General features: G+C 66.7%; 14 protein-coding genes. 8 read left to right on the top strand and 6 right to left on the bottom strand.

What is annotated here, in order from left to right:
- Nucleotides 1-52 precede the first annotated feature (52 nt).
- A complete protein-coding gene (locus tag O4H32_RS00660) occupies nt 53-421 on the top strand; it encodes a hypothetical protein (protein WP_269355757.1) in 369 nt (122 codons plus the stop codon).
- Between the two features lie 108 nt (nt 422-529).
- Here O4H32_RS00660 and O4H32_RS00655 read toward each other — a convergent pair whose 3' ends face one another.
- Nucleotides 530-733 (bottom strand): hypothetical protein, encoded by a 204-nt coding sequence (locus O4H32_RS00655; RefSeq protein ID WP_269355755.1) that lies wholly within the window; start codon nt 731-733, stop codon nt 530-532.
- A gap of 186 nt (nt 734-919) precedes the next feature.
- Between O4H32_RS00655 and O4H32_RS00650 the strand changes: the two genes are divergently transcribed.
- On the top strand, nt 920-2,197 hold the full coding sequence (locus O4H32_RS00650; RefSeq protein ID WP_269355753.1) for an FAD-dependent oxidoreductase: 1,278 nt from the start codon (nt 920-922) through the stop codon (nt 2,195-2,197).
- Here the strand turns inward: O4H32_RS00650 and O4H32_RS00645 are convergent.
- Nucleotides 2,182-2,973, bottom strand: a complete 792-nt coding sequence (locus O4H32_RS00645) for an exodeoxyribonuclease III (protein WP_269355751.1) — start codon at nt 2,971-2,973, stop codon at nt 2,182-2,184. The genes O4H32_RS00650 and O4H32_RS00645 overlap by 16 nt on opposite strands.
- A 98-nt stretch (nt 2,974-3,071) precedes the next feature.
- Complete coding sequence (locus tag O4H32_RS00640) at nt 3,072-3,869, bottom strand: DODA-type extradiol aromatic ring-opening family dioxygenase (protein ID WP_269355749.1); 798 nt, start codon at nt 3,867-3,869, stop codon at nt 3,072-3,074.
- 185 nt (nt 3,870-4,054) lie between these two features.
- Between O4H32_RS00640 and pyrE the strand changes: the two genes are divergently transcribed.
- The gene (gene pyrE, locus O4H32_RS00635) at nt 4,055-4,726 is read left to right on the top strand and encodes an orotate phosphoribosyltransferase (protein WP_269355747.1); all 672 of its coding nucleotides are present in this window, start codon (nt 4,055-4,057) and stop codon (nt 4,724-4,726) included.
- 404 nt (nt 4,727-5,130) lie between these two features.
- Here the strand turns inward: pyrE and gatB are convergent, their stop codons facing one another.
- From gatB to gatC, 3 genes are read right to left on the bottom strand one after another with little or no spacing between them, the layout of a single operon-like run.
- Entirely contained in the window at nt 5,131-6,588 is a 1,458-nt protein-coding gene (gene gatB / locus O4H32_RS00630; protein WP_269355745.1) for an Asp-tRNA(Asn)/Glu-tRNA(Gln) amidotransferase subunit GatB, read from the bottom strand.
- The gene (gatA, locus tag O4H32_RS00625; RefSeq protein ID WP_269355744.1) at nt 6,588-8,111 is read right to left on the bottom strand and encodes an Asp-tRNA(Asn)/Glu-tRNA(Gln) amidotransferase subunit GatA; all 1,524 of its coding nucleotides are present in this window, start codon (nt 8,109-8,111) and stop codon (nt 6,588-6,590) included. Before gatA ends, gatB begins: the two co-directional genes overlap by 1 nt.
- A 4-nt stretch (nt 8,112-8,115) precedes the next feature.
- Entirely contained in the window at nt 8,116-8,424 is a 309-nt protein-coding gene (gene gatC, locus O4H32_RS00620) for an Asp-tRNA(Asn)/Glu-tRNA(Gln) amidotransferase subunit GatC (protein ID WP_269355742.1), read from the bottom strand.
- Between the two features lie 251 nt (nt 8,425-8,675).
- On the opposite strand from gatC, the gene O4H32_RS00615 reads away from it, so the two are divergent.
- The 5 genes from O4H32_RS00615 to rodA are packed head-to-tail and all read left to right on the top strand — an operon-like array spanning nt 8,676 to nt 14,362.
- Nucleotides 8,676-9,719: a rod shape-determining protein gene (locus O4H32_RS00615; RefSeq protein WP_269355740.1), complete on the top strand. Its 1,044-nt coding sequence runs from the start codon at nt 8,676-8,678 to the stop codon at nt 9,717-9,719.
- A gap of 23 nt (nt 9,720-9,742) precedes the next feature.
- Nucleotides 9,743-10,627, top strand: a complete 885-nt coding sequence (gene mreC / locus O4H32_RS00610) for a rod shape-determining protein MreC (RefSeq protein WP_269355739.1) — start codon at nt 9,743-9,745, stop codon at nt 10,625-10,627.
- A complete protein-coding gene (gene mreD / locus O4H32_RS00605) occupies nt 10,608-11,171 on the top strand; it encodes a rod shape-determining protein MreD (RefSeq protein ID WP_269355737.1) in 564 nt (187 codons plus the stop codon). The genes mreC and mreD overlap by 20 nt, the downstream gene beginning before the upstream one ends.
- A 15-nt stretch (nt 11,172-11,186) precedes the next feature.
- Entirely contained in the window at nt 11,187-13,223 is a 2,037-nt protein-coding gene (mrdA, locus tag O4H32_RS00600) for a penicillin-binding protein 2 (RefSeq protein WP_269355735.1), read from the top strand.
- Nucleotides 13,220-14,362, top strand: coding sequence for a rod shape-determining protein RodA (gene rodA, locus O4H32_RS00595; RefSeq protein ID WP_269355733.1), 1,143 nt, complete (start codon nt 13,220-13,222; stop codon nt 14,360-14,362). Before mrdA ends, rodA begins: the two co-directional genes overlap by 4 nt.

The following is a 14,362-nucleotide window of genomic DNA, read 5'->3' as shown; positions in this document are numbered from 1 at the left end:
TGCCCTGGCGAAAAGAAATATCATAGGCGCTTTTCAAAAGCGGGGAAGAACAATGAAGAAAGTACTGGTCGCGGGGATCGTCGTGCTCCTGGCGGGTTGCGCCACAAAAAACTATGGCCGCCAAGGCGAACTGACGGATTACGAAAAGAACACCATGAGTTGCCGGGAACTGGCCCTGGAGCAGGCAAAAGTCATGGGGTTTCTCGATCACGTCCAAAAGGAAAGCGAGTTCGACGGGCGGTCGGTGCTTTCTTTCCTGGGTGACTTCGGCATCGGCAATATGATGGAAAAAGACAATGCCATCAAGAGCGCCAACACGCGGCTCAAACAGTTGCAGAGCGTCGCGGCGGAAAAAGGATGTGTCCAGGACGGGCCTTCCGGTGCCGCCGCCTCGCCCACGCAGCCGGCGCGCACGAATTGATCGCGTTGCCGATGCCGGGCCGCGCTGTCGCCGCATAGCGTCAGACGCGCCCAACGAAAAGGGGCCTGGAAATCCAGGCCCCTTTTGATTGGCGGATCCGCGGTCGCGTCAGGCGGTCACATGCAGCAGCGTGCCGACCATGCCGCCGTTGGCCAGTTGCGGGGCGGAGGGCACCGAGTTGACCAGGCTCATGATGGTATTGGCCTGGTTGTCCAGCACCTTGCGCAGCAGCAGATTGTCTTTTTCCTGCATCATGTTGGCCTGTTGCAGGCCGACGGCGGCGCCGACAGTGCCTTCGATGGAATTCGACATCAGGGACTCCTGTGAAAATGGATTTCCATGCCGAGCGGCAGGAAGCGGTCCAGCGAACTTCGTCTCTTCTACGGTCCCGATTGTACTTTCTTTAGGCCGCCCATGACTACCATGCGCCTCGTCGGATGGCCATGCGCCACGCTATGATTGATCACGGCCAACCGGCGATATTTCGAGGACGTGATCATGTCATTGAGCCCGAACCCCCCTGATTGCACCAGATGCTGTGTCGTCGGAGGCGGCCCGGCCGGCATGATGCTGGCACTGCTGCTGGCGCGTGCGGGCATCCCGGTGACCGTCCTGGAAAAGCATGGCGATTTCCTGCGCGATTTCCGTGGCGATACGGTCCATCCCTCGACCCTGCAGATCCTCCAGGAACTCGATCTGCTGGAAAAGTTCGAACAACTGCCTCAGCGGCACGAGCGCCTTCTTCGCGGACTGATCGGAGGGGTCGAGCAGCCTGTGGTGGATTTCAGCGGCTTGCGGCCGTTCGATTATCTGGCGCTGGTGCCGCAATGGGATTTCCTCAATCTGCTGGCCGATGCCGGCAGGCGCTACCAGACCTTCGATCTGCGCATGCGCCATAAAGCCACCGGCCTGATCAAGGAAGGCGGGCGCGTGGTCGGCGTTCGGGTCGAATCACCCGAGGGGAATCATGATCTGCGCGCCGATCTGGTGGTGGCCTGCGACGGACGCCACTCCCTGATGCGCGAGGCGGCCGGCTTGCATAGCAAGAACTACGGCGCCCCCATGGATGTGCTGTGGTTCCGGGTGCCACGCGAGGCACACGATCCGCAGGGCACTTTCGGCATCGCGGACGACGGTCATTTGATGATCCTTCTGAACCGCAACGATTATTGGCAGACGGCGTTCGTGGTGCCCAAAGGCAGCGACGCCGCCTTGCGTGCGCAGCCGATCGACCGTCTGCGCGATGCGGTGGTGCGGCTTGCGCCATTCCTCTCCGACCGCAAGGACAGCATTGAAAGCTGGGATGCGGTCAGCACGCTGGCCGTGCAGGTCGACCGTCTGGCGTGCTGGCACAAGCCGGGTTTGCTGCTGATCGGGGACGCTGCGCACGCCATGTCGCCGATCGGCGGCGTCGGCATCAATCTGGCGATTCAGGACGCCGTCGCCGCCGCCAATGCGCTGGCGGCGCCGCTGCGCGAGGGGCGCCGGATCGACGAGTCATTGCTCGCTTCCCTCCAGCGGCGGCGCGAGCTTCCCGTGCGCGTGGTGCAGCGGGTGCAACTGGCCATTCAGAACCGCATCATCAGCCGGGCGCTGGAGGCGGACGGCGGGCAGCCGCGCATACCCTGGCTGCTTCGCCTGTTGCTGAAATTCCGCGTGGTGCGCAACCGCCCCGCCCGGCTATTCGGTTACGGGCTCCGCCAGGAACATGTGCGCACGCCGTGCATGGGCCAAACCGGAGATGGCGTTGCCCCGGGCGCTCACGACCACTCGTAGTCGATGGTCAGCGGCGCGTGGTCGCTGAATCGCGGTTCCCTGTGGATGGAGGCGGCGCGCGCCCGGGCGGCGATGCCGGGGGTGGCGATGTGGTAGTCGATGCGCCAGCCGACGTTCTTGGCCCAGGCCTGGCCGCGGTTGCTCCACCAGGTGTAGGCCTCGCCGGTCGCGTCCGGGTGCAGGCGGCGGTAGACGTCCACCCAGCCGTGTTCGTCCAGGACCTTGCTCAGCCAGGCGCGTTCTTCGGGCAGGAAGCCGCTGTTCTTCAGGTTGCCCTTCCAGTTTTTCAGGTCGATTTCCTTGTGGGCGATGTTCCAGTCGCCGCAGATGACGAATTCGCGGCCGCTGTCGCGGTGTTCCCGCATCAGTCCTTCCATCCAGGTCTCGAAGTGGTCCAGGAAACGGTATTTGGCCGTCTGGCGTTCGTCGCCGCTGGATCCGGACGGCAGATAGGCGCTGATGACGGTCAGGCCGGGCCAGTCGGCGCGCAGGATGCGGCCCTCGGCGTCGAACTCAGGGCAGTCCATGCCTTCGGTCACGGTGTCGGCCGGGCGGCGCAGATAGAGGCCCACGCCGCTATAGCCTTTTTTCTCGGCGTGATGGAAATGGCCGGTCAGGCTGTCCGGATGGCGCAGGTCGTCGGCCAGGTCGCCGTCCTGGATCTTGATTTCCTGCAGGCAGACGATGTCAGGGCGGGCGTCGGCCAGCCAGTCGGCCAGCCCTTTGCGGAAGGCCGAGCGGATGCCGTTGACGTTCAGGGAAGTGATGCGCAGCACGTGGGTGTCCGGTTGGTCATTGCAAGCTTGAACTTTACCCTACCCGACGCGCGAGACCCGGGACGACGTGCCCGTCAATCGGGTGGGACGACCCGGATTCAGTCGAAGCGGAAGCTGGACACGGTCAGCCCGCCCGCCGCCTCGGTCTCGTGGTGGCAGAGGCTGGCGGGGGCGTCGCCCGATGCGCCGTTGGCGACGAACAGCGGCACCAGATGGTCCTCCATCGGATGAGCGATCCGCGCGGCGGGTGCCGACTCCCAGTCGCGCAGCCGGTCGTGGCGGGCCGCCGCCGCGGCGGGCGCGATCGCCGTCTGCAGCCAGGCGTCGAACCGGACGGAGGGATCGCGGCCCGCCGGACCGAACAGGCGCAGATTGTGATAGCTGAGCCCGCTGCCGACGATCAGGACGTTCTCGTCGCGCAGCGGCGCCAGGGCGGTCCCCAGCTGGCGGTGCCAGTCCGGATCGAAGCCGCGTTCGATCGACAGCTGGACCATGGGGATGTCCGCCTCGGGAAACATGACGTGGGCGGGCACGAAGGCGCCGTGATCGAAGCCGCGTTGTGCGTCGAAATCGACGGAGATGCCGTCGGCCCGCAGCAGGTCCGCAGCGCGCGCGGCCAGTGCCGGCGACCCGGGGGCGGGGTAGCGGATTTCGTAGGTGTGGGCGGGGAAGCCGGAATAATCGTACAGCATGCCCGGCCGCGGGTGGCTGCCCAGCAGCACGCCGCCGCGCGTGATCCAGTGCGCCGACACCATCAGGATCGCGTCGGGCCGCCGGGGCAGGGCGGCGGGAATCGCCCGCAGCGCGGCGGTCAGGGGTGCGTAGGATGCCTGCATGTCGGGCATCCAGGGCCAGGGGCCGCCGCCGTGGGACAGGAAATAGACGGGTTGGCGCATGGGGGGCCTCGTGGGATCGGTGGGCGTGGAAAGCACATCATAGCCCCGCGCGGGGAAGCGCCCCATCGTCAGCCTGCGGTCATCGCGTGCGATGGATGGACAAGCCCGGCCCACCCGTCCGCGGACGCGACCACCCCGCCCAAATATCCGATAATGTGGCCTTTCCCGCACAGAGATCATTCGCCATGCCCGGTTCCCGCGCCCAAGCCTTCGTCCGTTTCGCCCTGGAGCAGGGTGTCCTGAATTTCGGCGACTTCACGATGAAATCCGGCCGTCGCAGCCCGTATTTCTTCAATGCGGGCCTGTTCAACGACGGCGCCAGCGTCGGCCGCCTGGGCCAGTTCTACGCCCAGGCGCTGGCGGATTCCGGCCTGGACTTCGACATGCTGTTCGGTCCCGCGTACAAGGGCATCCCCCTGGCCACCACCGCCGCCATCGCCCTGTCAAACCATCCCGCGCGCGCCGACCGCCCGGTCCCGTTCGCCTTCAACCGCAAGGAGGCCAAGGACCACGGCGAAGGCGGCACGCTGGTCGGCGCGCCGCTGCAAGGCCGGGTCGTCATCATCGACGATGTGATCACGGCAGGCACGTCCGTGCGCGAGTCCGTCGCCCTGATCCGCGCCGCCGGCGCCCGGCCCGCCGCCGTGCTGATCGCCCTGGACCGCATGGAACGCGCCGGCGCGGACGACGCGCTGTCCGAGGGTTCGGCCGTCCAGGAAGTCGAACGGGCCTATGGCATCCCCGTGGTCAGCATCGCCTCGCTGGCCGACATCATGGCGTTGCTGGAAGACGATGCCACCCTGGCCAGGCACCGCGACGCCGTATCGGCGTACCGGGCGCGCTATGGGGTTCAGTGAGATTCTGGGTTGAGTTCTTTAGCCGGCCCGAGCCTGCGCCATTCCCGGGGCGCAGGTCGGCTGGTCCCGGCGATGCCGGGACTGCTCGGCCGGAGCACCGCAATCGAGGCGCTCGCCAAACGCGCGGGGCGATTCGTCCCCCGGACGAATCACAAGCGTCCCGCTTGAACGGTGGCTCGCTTGACTCCTCGTTGCGGTGCTCCGGCCGCCAGCCTCCAACAGCTTCCCAGGAATGGCGCAGGCTCAGGCCTTGATGCTCGATCAACCGTTGCGTCGGGACGGCGTGTATTCTCGTCCGGCGCGCTGTTCGAGCCCGCCGGGCGAGAATACACGCTGGCCGAGATACCGGCTAAAAAACAGTGTCGGCGGAAACGGCGCGCCTTGCGCCACCCGCGCCAGACCGATCAGGAATCCAGCTTCCGCTTCAGCACCTCGTTCACCTGCTGCGGATTCGCCTTGCCCTTGGCCGCCTTCATCACCTGGCCCACCAGCGAATTGAACGCCTTCTGCTTGCCCGCCCGGTACTCCTCCACGATCGCCGGATTCGCCGCCAGTACCGCGTCGATCATGGCTTCGATCGCCCCCGTATCGCTGATCTGGCGCAGGCCCCGCGACTCGATGATCGCATCCGGATCGCCGCCAGACTCGCCCGTCCACATCGCCGCGAACACATCGCGCGCGATCTTCGTCGAGATCGTCCCGTCCACGATGCGGACGATCAGCGCCGCCAGGCGCTGCGGGGACACCGGCGATGCGCCGATGTCCAGATCGTCCCGGTTCAGCGCCGCCGACAGCTCGCCCAGGATCCAGTTCGCGGCCTGTTTCGCCTGGCCGGCCGGCAGGGCCGCCGCCGTGGCCTCGAAATAATCCGCCGTCGCGCGTTGCAGCGTCAGCTGGGCCGCGTCGTAGGCCGACAGGCCCAGATCCGCCTCGAAGCGCGCGCGTTTGGTCGCCGGCAGTTCCGGCATCGCCGCGCGCACCTGTTCGACCCATTCCGGCGCCACCACCAGCGGCGGCAGGTCCGGATCAGGGAAATAGCGGTAATCGTCGGAATCTTCCTTCGTGCGCATGCTGCGGGTTTCGTCGCGGTCGGCGTCGTACAGGCGCGTTTCCTGCACGACCTTGCCGCCGTCCTCGATCAGTTCGATCTGGCGGCGCGCCTCGTGCTGGATCGCGCGCTCCAGGAAGCGGAAGGAATTCAGATTCTTGATTTCGCAGCGCGTGCCGAATTCAGTCTGGCCGCGCGGGCGCACCGACACATTGGCGTCGCAGCGGAAAGAGCCTTCCTGCATATTGCCATCGCAGATGCCCAGCCACACCACCAGCCCATGCAGCGTGCGCGCGTAGGCCACGGCCTCGGCGGCCGAACGCATTTCCGGTTCCGTCACGATTTCCAGCAGCGGGGTGCCGGCGCGGTTCAGGTCGATGCCGCTGGACGATTCCCCGTGCGGCCCCGTGAAGTGCTCGTGCAGCGACTTGCCCGCGTCCTCTTCCAGGTGCGCGCGCGTCAGGTTCACGGTGTGTTCCTGCTCGCCCACGAAGAAGGACAGCTTGCCGCCCACCACGATCGGCAGTTCGAACTGGCTGATCTGGTAGTTCTTCGGCAGATCGGGATAGAAATAGTTCTTGCGCGCGAATACCGACCGTTCGGCCACCCGGGCGCCGATCGCCAGGCCGAACCGGATCGCGCGTTCCACCGCGCCCCGGTTCATGGCCGGCAGCGAGCCGGGCAGGGCCATGTCCACCGCGTTGGCCTGGGTGTTGGGTTCGGCGCCGAAGCGCGTGCTGCTGCGGGAAAAGATTTTCGACCGCGTGGAGAGCTGGGCGTGGGTTTCCAGCCCGATGACGATTTCCCAATCCATTATGCGTGTCCCGGAATCCGTTGGTGCCAGTCGGTGGCCTGCTGATAGCGGTCGGCCAGGGCCAGCAGGCGGCCCTCGTCGAAATAGCGGCCGATGAGCTGCAGTCCGATGGGCAGGCGGCCCGATTCGCCGCCGAAGCCGCAGGGGATGGACATGCCCGGCAGGCCCGCCAGACTGACCCCCAGTGTGTAGATGTCGCCCAGCCAGTCGGCGATCGGGTCCTGGCGGTTGTCCCCGATGCGGCGCGCCACGGCGGGCGTGACCGGCCCCATGATCACGTCGCAGTCCTCGGTCAGCGCCCGGCGGAAATCGTCGGCGATCATGCGCCGCACGCGCTGGGCCTGAAGATAATAGGCGTCGTAGTACCCGTGCGACAGGACGTAGGCGCCCACCAGGATACGGCGGCGGACCTCGTCGCCGAAGCCCTCGGAGCGGGACCGGCTGGTCATGTCGGCCAGGTCGGTGTAAACGGCCGCGCGATGGCCGTAGCGCACCCCGTCGTAGCGCGACAGATTGCTGGAAGCCTCGGCCGGGGCGATCACGTAATAGGCCGGAATCGACAGGCGCGTGCGCGGCAGGGACACGTCCACGCGAACCGCGCCCAGGGATTCGAAGGCCTTCAGGGCCGTTTCCACGGCCGCGCCGACCTCGGGCGACAGGCCTTCGTTGAAAAACTCGCGCGGCACGCCGATGCGCAGCCCCGCCAGCGGGCGTTCGCCGCCCGCCCGGAAGCCCGCCTGGGCGGCATCGAACGCGGCCTGGACGCGGCCGGGCGCGTTGGGCGCGCCGTCGCAGGTTTCCAGGCTGGTCGAGTCGCGGGGGTCGAAACCGCTCATGCTGTCCAGCAGGGGCACCAGGTCGCGGGCGCTGCGTGCCAGGGGACCGGCCTGGTCCAGGCTGGAAGCGTAGGCGATGATGCCGTAGCGCGAGACCGTGCCGTAGGTGGGCTTGATGCCGCTGACCCCGCACAGGGCGGCGGGCTGGCGCACCGAGCCGCCGGTGTCCGTGCCGGTGGCGCCGAGCACCAGGCCGGCGGCCACGGCGGCGGCGGAACCGCCGGACGAACCGCCCGGGATCCGTTCCGGATCCCAGGGATTGCGCACCGGGCCGTAGGCGGAATTTTCATTGCCCGAGCCCATGGCGAATTCGTCGCAGCTGAGCTTGCCCAGCGAGACGGCGCCGGCCTCGCGCCAGCGGTCGACCACGGCGGCGTCGAACGGGCTGACGTAGCCGGCCAGCATCTTGCTGGCGGCGGTGGTGCGCCAGCCGCGCGTCACGAACAGGTCCTTGTGGGCGACGGGGATCCCGGTGAGCGGTCCGGCCGAGCCGTCGGCCAGGGCCTGGTCGGCGGCGCGCGCCTGCGCCAGGGTCAGTTCGTCGTCGATGTGCAGGAAGACGTTGGGATCGGCGTATGCGCGCGCCGCGCGCAGGGCGTCGGCGGCCAGTTCGGCGGCGCTGACGCGCCGGGCGCGCAGGGCTGCGCCCAGTGCCTGGATGCTGCGGAATTCTGAAAGCTGGGTCATGGCATCATTCGATGACGGTGGGCACCAGGAACAGTCCCTGGTGGGCGGCCGGGGCGTTGGCCAGGCAGGCGTCGCGCTGTTCGGGCGTCTGCGCCGGGTCGGGCGCGTCGTCGCACAGGCGCAGGGCGATGTCCTGGTGGGCGGCCAGCGGGTGGGCCATGGGCTCGACACCGGCCGTGTCCACGGCCTGCAGTGTCTCGATCAGGCCCAGGATGCGGTCCAGTTCCTGGCGGGCGCGGATCTGGTCATTGGAATCCAGCCGCAGGCTCGAGAGCCGTGCCAGCCGGGCGATGTCCTGTTCAGTGAGTGCCATGTCGTCTTGCCGGAGGGGCCGCCGCGAGGGCGGCCGGATTGAGTGTGTGCGGATGTGACCGGAAGGGCGAAAACCGGGAATTTTGCAAAACATTCCCCCTAAATCCGGGTCTAACCCCAAAGAATTATAAGTTATCATTGTTGATTCCATGCGGTTTGCCCGGCCTGCGCCTGCGTTCTGGCGGTCTTGGTTCAGTCGGCACCGGGTCGCTCGCGCGGATCCACCAGATACCCCATTTTATTAGTGCGCCCATGTTCGGATTCCTACGCAGCTACTTTTCCAGCGACATGGCGATCGACCTCGGCACGGCGAATACGCTGATCTATGTCCGCAGCAAGGGCATCGTGCTCGATGAACCCTCGGTCGTCGCCATCCGCCATGAAGGCGGCCCCAACGGCAAGAAAATCATCCAGGCCGTCGGTCACGAGGCCAAGCAGATGCTGGGCCGCGTTCCCGGCAACATCGAGGCCATCCGGCCCATGAAGGACGGCGTGATCGCCGACTTCACCGTGACCGAGCAGATGCTCAAGCAGTTCATCCGCATGGTGCATCCGCGCAGCATGCTGGCCCCCAGCCCGCGCATCATCGTCTGCGTGCCTTGCGGTTCCACCCAGGTCGAACGCCGCGCCATCCGTGAATCGGCCCTGGGCGCGGGCGCCAGCCAGGTCTACCTGATCGAGGAACCCATGGCCGCCGCGATCGGCGCCGGCCTGGCGGTGTCCGACGCCAGCGGCTCGATGGTGGTGGACATCGGCGGCGGCACCACCGAGGTCGCCGTGATCTCCCTGGGCGGCATGGTCTACAAAGGCTCGGTGCGCGTCGGTGGCGACAAGTTCGACGAGGCCATCATCAACTACATCCGCCGCAACTACGGCATGCTGATCGGCGAGCCCACCGCGGAACTGATCAAAAAGGAAATCGGTTCGGCGTTCCCGGGCTCCGAGATCCGCGAAATCGAAGTCAAGGGCCGCAACCTCTCCGAAGGTGTGCCGCGCAGTTTCACGGTGTCCTCCAACGAAATCCTGGAATCCCTGACCGATCCGCTCAACCAGATCGTTTCGGCGGTGAAGACGGCCCTGGAGCAGACTCCGCCCGAACTGGGCGCCGACATCACCGACAAGGGCATCGCCCTGACCGGCGGCGGCGCGCTGCTGCACGACCTGGACCGCCTGCTCCAGGAAGAAACCGGCCTGCCCGTGGTGGTCGCCGAAGACCCGCTCACCTGCGTGGTGCGCGGCTGCGGCGAGGCGCTCGAACACCTCGAGCGCCTGGGCGGGGTGTTCATCTACGACTGACATCCAGTCAGGCGTTCCTCGTCATGCGTGAACCGGGAACCCTGAGACTCTTCAAACGTGGTCCCAGCATCGAAGTCCGGCTGGTGCTGCTGCTGGCGTTGTGTCTCGGGATGGTCGTGACCGATGCGCACTGGCCTGTGCTGGGGCCGGTGCGCAGCGCCTTGTCCATGGTGCTCTACCCCTTTCAGCGCATCGCGCTGGCGCCGCGCGACGCGCTGGAGTATTTCGACAGCTGGTCGCACGCGGCCACGCTGGCGCGCAACGAGCAGGACGCCCTGCGCCGCCAGCGCATCGAAATGGCCCAGCTCTCGACTCACGCGGCCCAATTGGCCACCGAAAACGAACAACTGCGCCGCCTGCTCAATATATCCGAGTCCATCGCCCAGCAATCCGTGGCGGTCGAAGTCTTTTACGTTCCGTCCAACGCCTTCAGTCATCGCCTGATCTTCAACAAGGGTTCGCGCGCCGGCATCGCGCCGGGCATGCCGGTGATCGACGAGGGCGGGGTCGTGGGTCAGATCGTGCGCGTCACCCCCTTCACCTCCGAGGCCGCCCTGCTGATCGATGACCGGGTTTCCATCCCCGTCCAGGTGTTGCGCAATGGGCTGAGGCTGATCGCGTTCGGCGGCAACGAGGTCGGCAAGCTCGAAGTCCGCTACCTGTCGACGGGCGTGGATGTGCGGGCAGGCGATGTGCTGGTGACCAGCGGCATCGGCGGTCTGTTCCCGGCCGGGTTGTCGGTCGGCCGCGTGGAGCGGGTCGAGCGCGATCCGGGCACCGGCTTCGCCATGGCGATCGCCGAGCCGCTGTCTCATCCCGAACGCTACCGCCATTTCCTGGTCCTGCGAGTGGACGTGGCCGACGTGCCCCGGCCCGAGGAGATCGAGCATGCCCTCGACGAACAATAGGCGCCCGGGGGGCTCTTCCCTGATGGATCTGGAGCCGGTGGATGCGGGCGCGTTCCAGGGCGCCGCTTCCGGCTGGCTGGTGTGGGGCTCGCTGATCGCGGTGTGGGTGGCGTCGTTGCTGCCCTGGCGGCTCTGGGAACCGGTGCCCGATGTGCTGCTGCTGCTGCTGCTCTACTGGTGCCTGCACGCGCCCGCCCGGGTGGGTTTGACGACCGCTTTCGTGTTCGGCCTGCTGATGGACGTCCAGGATACCGGTCTGTTGGGCCTGCACGCCTTGTGCTATGTGCTGGCCGCCTATGGCATTTTGCGGCTGAGCCACCGGTTGCGGCATTTCAATGCCTGGCTGCAGGCCCTCCAGGTCCTGCCGGTGTTCGTGGCCGCCTTCATGGTGTCCAATCTGTTGGGCGCCTGGCTGAACGGGGCCTGGGAAGGCTGGGAATGGCTGTGGTCGGCGCTGTTCACCGGGGCGCTGTGGCCCTTGCCCGATATTCTGATGTCCCTTCACCCGCGCCGCCTGGGCGGCGACGGCGCGGGCCCCGTCTGACGGCCCGGGGACGGCATGTTCGAATTCCGCAAGACCGGCCATCGCCAGCGGCAGACCGTGCTGCTGCGCGCCTGGGTCGCGGGTCTGTTCGCCCTGGTGTGCCTGCTGCTGCTGGCCGGGCGGCTGTGGTATTTGCAGATCGAACGCTATGACACGCTGTCGGCGCGCGCGGAACAGAACCGCATCACCATTGTGCCCGTCCCGCCCCGTCGCGGGCAGATCGCCGACCGGAATGGCGCGATCCTGGCCCAGAATTTGCGCGATTACACGCTGACGGTCACGCGCGCCCAGGTCCGGGGCGACATCGACGACATGCTCGACCGGTTGGGCGAACTGGTCTATCTGAGCGAAGGCGACCGACGCAAGTTCAAGCGCCTGTACCAGCAGAGCGGCCGCTACGCGCCGGTCCTGCTGCGCAACAATCTCAACGATATCGAGGCGTCCTGGTTCGCCATCCATTCTTATCGCTTTCCGGGCGTCAGCCTGGAGGCCCGCTGGGTGCGTTCCTATCCCATGCATGAATCGGCCGCCCACGTGCTGGGCTTCGTCGGACGGATCTCCGAGGAAGACCAGCAGGCGCTGGAGGACTCCGGCCAGTTGGGCAATTACCGGGGTACGCAGATCATCGGCAAGAAAGGCATCGAGAAGACCTGGGAAAAGACCTTGCACGGCCGCACCGGTATCGAGGAACTCGAGGTCACGGCGGGTGGCCGGCCGGTGCGCGAACTGAGCCGCACGGACCCGGTGCCCGGCTCCAACCTGGAACTGTCCCTGGACATCGGCCTGCAGCGGCTGGCCGAAGCCCAGTTCGAGGGCCGTCGCGGCGCGCTGGTCGCCATCCAGCCTCATACGGGCGAGGTCCTGGCCTTCGTGTCCTCGCCGTCCTTCGATCCGAATCTGTTCGTGGACGGCATCGATGTGGAGAACTGGCGCAAGCTGAACGAATCGCCCGATCATCCGCTCATCAACCGGCCGTTGTACGGCACCTATCCGATCGGTTCGACCTACAAGCCCTTCGTGGGCCTGGCGGCTCTGGAAATGGGCCTGCGCACCGCCAAGGAACAGATCCCCGATCCCGGCTACTTCGAGCTGGCCGGGCAGAAATTCCGCAATGCCGGCGGGGCGGTCTACGGGCCGACCGACATGCACCGGGCCATCGTCGTGTCCTCCGATACCTATTTTTTCTCGCTGGGCGCGCAGATGGACGTGGATGCCCTGCACGACTTCAGCAAGCGGTTCGGTTTCGGCCAGATCACCGGCATTGATCTGGATGGCGAGCGACACGGCGTGCTGCCCTCGCGCGACTGGAAGCGCAAGGCCTACAAAAAGCCCGGGCAGCAGCATTGGTACCAGGGCGAGACCGTGTCGGTCACCGTGGGACAGGGCTACAACGCCTTCACCTTGCTGCAGTTGGCGCAGGCCACCGCCGTGCTGGCCAACGATGGCGTCTATATGAAGCCGCATCTGGTGCGCCGGATCATCGACCCGCTCACCGGCCGGTTCAGCTATCCCGTGACAGGGCCGCAATACACGATCGATCTGAAGCCGGACAATCTGCGCGTGATCCGCGAGGCCATGGTGGATGTGATGCGCAAGGGCACGGCGCGGCGCGCTTTTGCGGGTGCGGCTTACCAGGCGGCCGGCAAGACCGGCACCGCCCAGGTCTACAGTCTGCGCGGCGCCAAGTACCGTGCGCATTCGGTCGATGAGCGCCTGCGCGATCATGCGCTGTTCATGGCGTACGCCCCGGTCGAGGACCCCCAGATCGCGGTGGCGCTGATCGTGGAGAATGGCGGTTGGGGGGCCTCGGTGGCCGCGCCGATCGCCCGCTCGGTGTTCGACTACTGGCTGGATCCGGCGCGCGTGGCGCGGCGCCGAGAGCGCATGCGGGTGGAGCAAGAGGCCCGGGCCGCTCAGGTCGGTCCCGCATCGGCCGCGCCAGGCTGGCCCGATGCGCAGCCGGCGCCCGATGACGAAGGGACGCCCGAACCGGCGCCTCTGCCCGATGAAGCCTCGGCGCCCGAGGATGGCGCCCAGGAGGAAAACCCATGAAACTGATCGTGCTGGCGTTGCGTCGCATGTTCGCCGTGCTGGATTGGCCGCTGCTCATCCTGCTGGTCATCATGGCCCTGGTCGGCATGGCCACCATGCACTCCGCGGTGGGCAACACCGATTGGCGTTTCGCCGACCAGTTGCGCAACTTCCTGCTGGCGTTCACGGCCATGTGGGCTGTCGCGTTGCTGCGCCCGGCCTGGATCATGCGTTCCGCGCCGCTGTTCTATGCGCTCGGGGTGGGGCTGCTGGTGGCGGTCATGCTGTTCGGCGAGACCAGCAAGGGCGCGACCCGCTGGCTGAACCTGGGCATCGTGCGCATCCAGCCCTCGGAAATGATGAAGATCGCCGTGCCGCTGATGCTGGCCTGGTATTTCCAGCGCCAGTCGGCAAACCGTTTCCGCATCCTGGATTTCCTGGTGGCCGGGATGCTGCTGGTGGTGCCGGCGGGGCTCATCATCGACCAGCCGGACCTGGGCACGGCGCTGCTGGTGCTGGCCTCGGGTTTCTGCGTGATCTATTTCGCCGGCCTGTCGTTCAAGCTGCTGATCCCCGCGGTGCTGGCCGTCACGCTGGCGCTGGGGACGCTGGTGGCCTACGAGGACCAGATCTGCCAGCCGGACGTGGACTGGGTGGTGCTGCACGAATACCAGAAATACCGCGTCTGCGTGCTGCTCAATCCTGGCTCCGACCCGCTGGGCAAGGGCTTTCACACCATCCAGTCGATGATCGCCGTGGGTTCGGGCGGTCTGTACGGCAAGGGCTACATGCAGGGCACCCAGACGCACCTGGATTTCATCCCGGAACGGACCACGGATTTCATTTTCGCCGTATTCGCCGAGGAATTCGGCCTGTATGGCGGGGTGACGCTGCTGGTTCTGTACGCGTTGCTGGTCCTGAGGGGGTTGACCATCACCGTCAGGGCGCCCACACAATTCGGGCGGCTGCTGGCCGGCGCCATGTCGATGATGATGTTCGTCTATGTCTTCGTGAACATCGGCATGGTGACCGGGGTACTGCCGGTGGTGGGGGTGCCGCTGCCTTTCATGAGCTACGGCGGCACGGCGCTGATGACGCTGGGCGTGGCGTGCGGCCTGTTGATGAGCATCGGCTCGCATCAGCCGCGTCCGGATCCCTGA

The organism is Castellaniella denitrificans (genome assembly GCF_027214045.1).
GTDB classification, from domain to species: Bacteria; Pseudomonadota; Gammaproteobacteria; order Burkholderiales; family Burkholderiaceae_B; genus Castellaniella; species Castellaniella denitrificans_A.
The sequence above is the reverse complement of the archived record's forward strand: the minus strand, read 5'-3'. Positions and strand labels throughout refer to the sequence as shown.

Coding starts and splice junctions, on each gene's coding strand:
- O4H32_RS00660 (WP_269355757.1), top strand. CDS start 53: ATGAAGAAAGTACTGGTCGCGGGGATCGTCGTGCTCCTGGCGGGTTGC.
- O4H32_RS00655 (WP_269355755.1), bottom strand. CDS start 733: ATGTCGAATTCCATCGAAGGCACTGTCGGCGCCGCCGTCGGCCTGCAA.
- O4H32_RS00650 (WP_269355753.1), top strand. CDS start 920: ATGTCATTGAGCCCGAACCCCCCTGATTGCACCAGATGCTGTGTCGTC.
- O4H32_RS00640 (WP_269355749.1), bottom strand. CDS start 3,869: ATGCGCCAACCCGTCTATTTCCTGTCCCACGGCGGCGGCCCCTGGCCC.
- pyrE (WP_269355747.1), top strand. CDS start 4,055: ATGCCCGGTTCCCGCGCCCAAGCCTTCGTCCGTTTCGCCCTGGAGCAG.
- gatB (WP_269355745.1), bottom strand. CDS start 6,588: ATGGATTGGGAAATCGTCATCGGGCTGGAAACCCACGCCCAGCTCTCC.
- gatA (WP_269355744.1), bottom strand. CDS start 8,111: ATGACCCAGCTTTCAGAATTCCGCAGCATCCAGGCACTGGGCGCAGCC.
- gatC (WP_269355742.1), bottom strand. CDS start 8,424: ATGGCACTCACTGAACAGGACATCGCCCGGCTGGCACGGCTCTCGAGC.
- O4H32_RS00615 (WP_269355740.1), top strand. CDS start 8,676: ATGTTCGGATTCCTACGCAGCTACTTTTCCAGCGACATGGCGATCGAC.
- mreC (WP_269355739.1), top strand. CDS start 9,743: ATGCGTGAACCGGGAACCCTGAGACTCTTCAAACGTGGTCCCAGCATC.
- mreD (WP_269355737.1), top strand. CDS start 10,608: ATGCCCTCGACGAACAATAGGCGCCCGGGGGGCTCTTCCCTGATGGAT.
- mrdA (WP_269355735.1), top strand. CDS start 11,187: ATGTTCGAATTCCGCAAGACCGGCCATCGCCAGCGGCAGACCGTGCTG.
- rodA (WP_269355733.1), top strand. CDS start 13,220: ATGAAACTGATCGTGCTGGCGTTGCGTCGCATGTTCGCCGTGCTGGAT.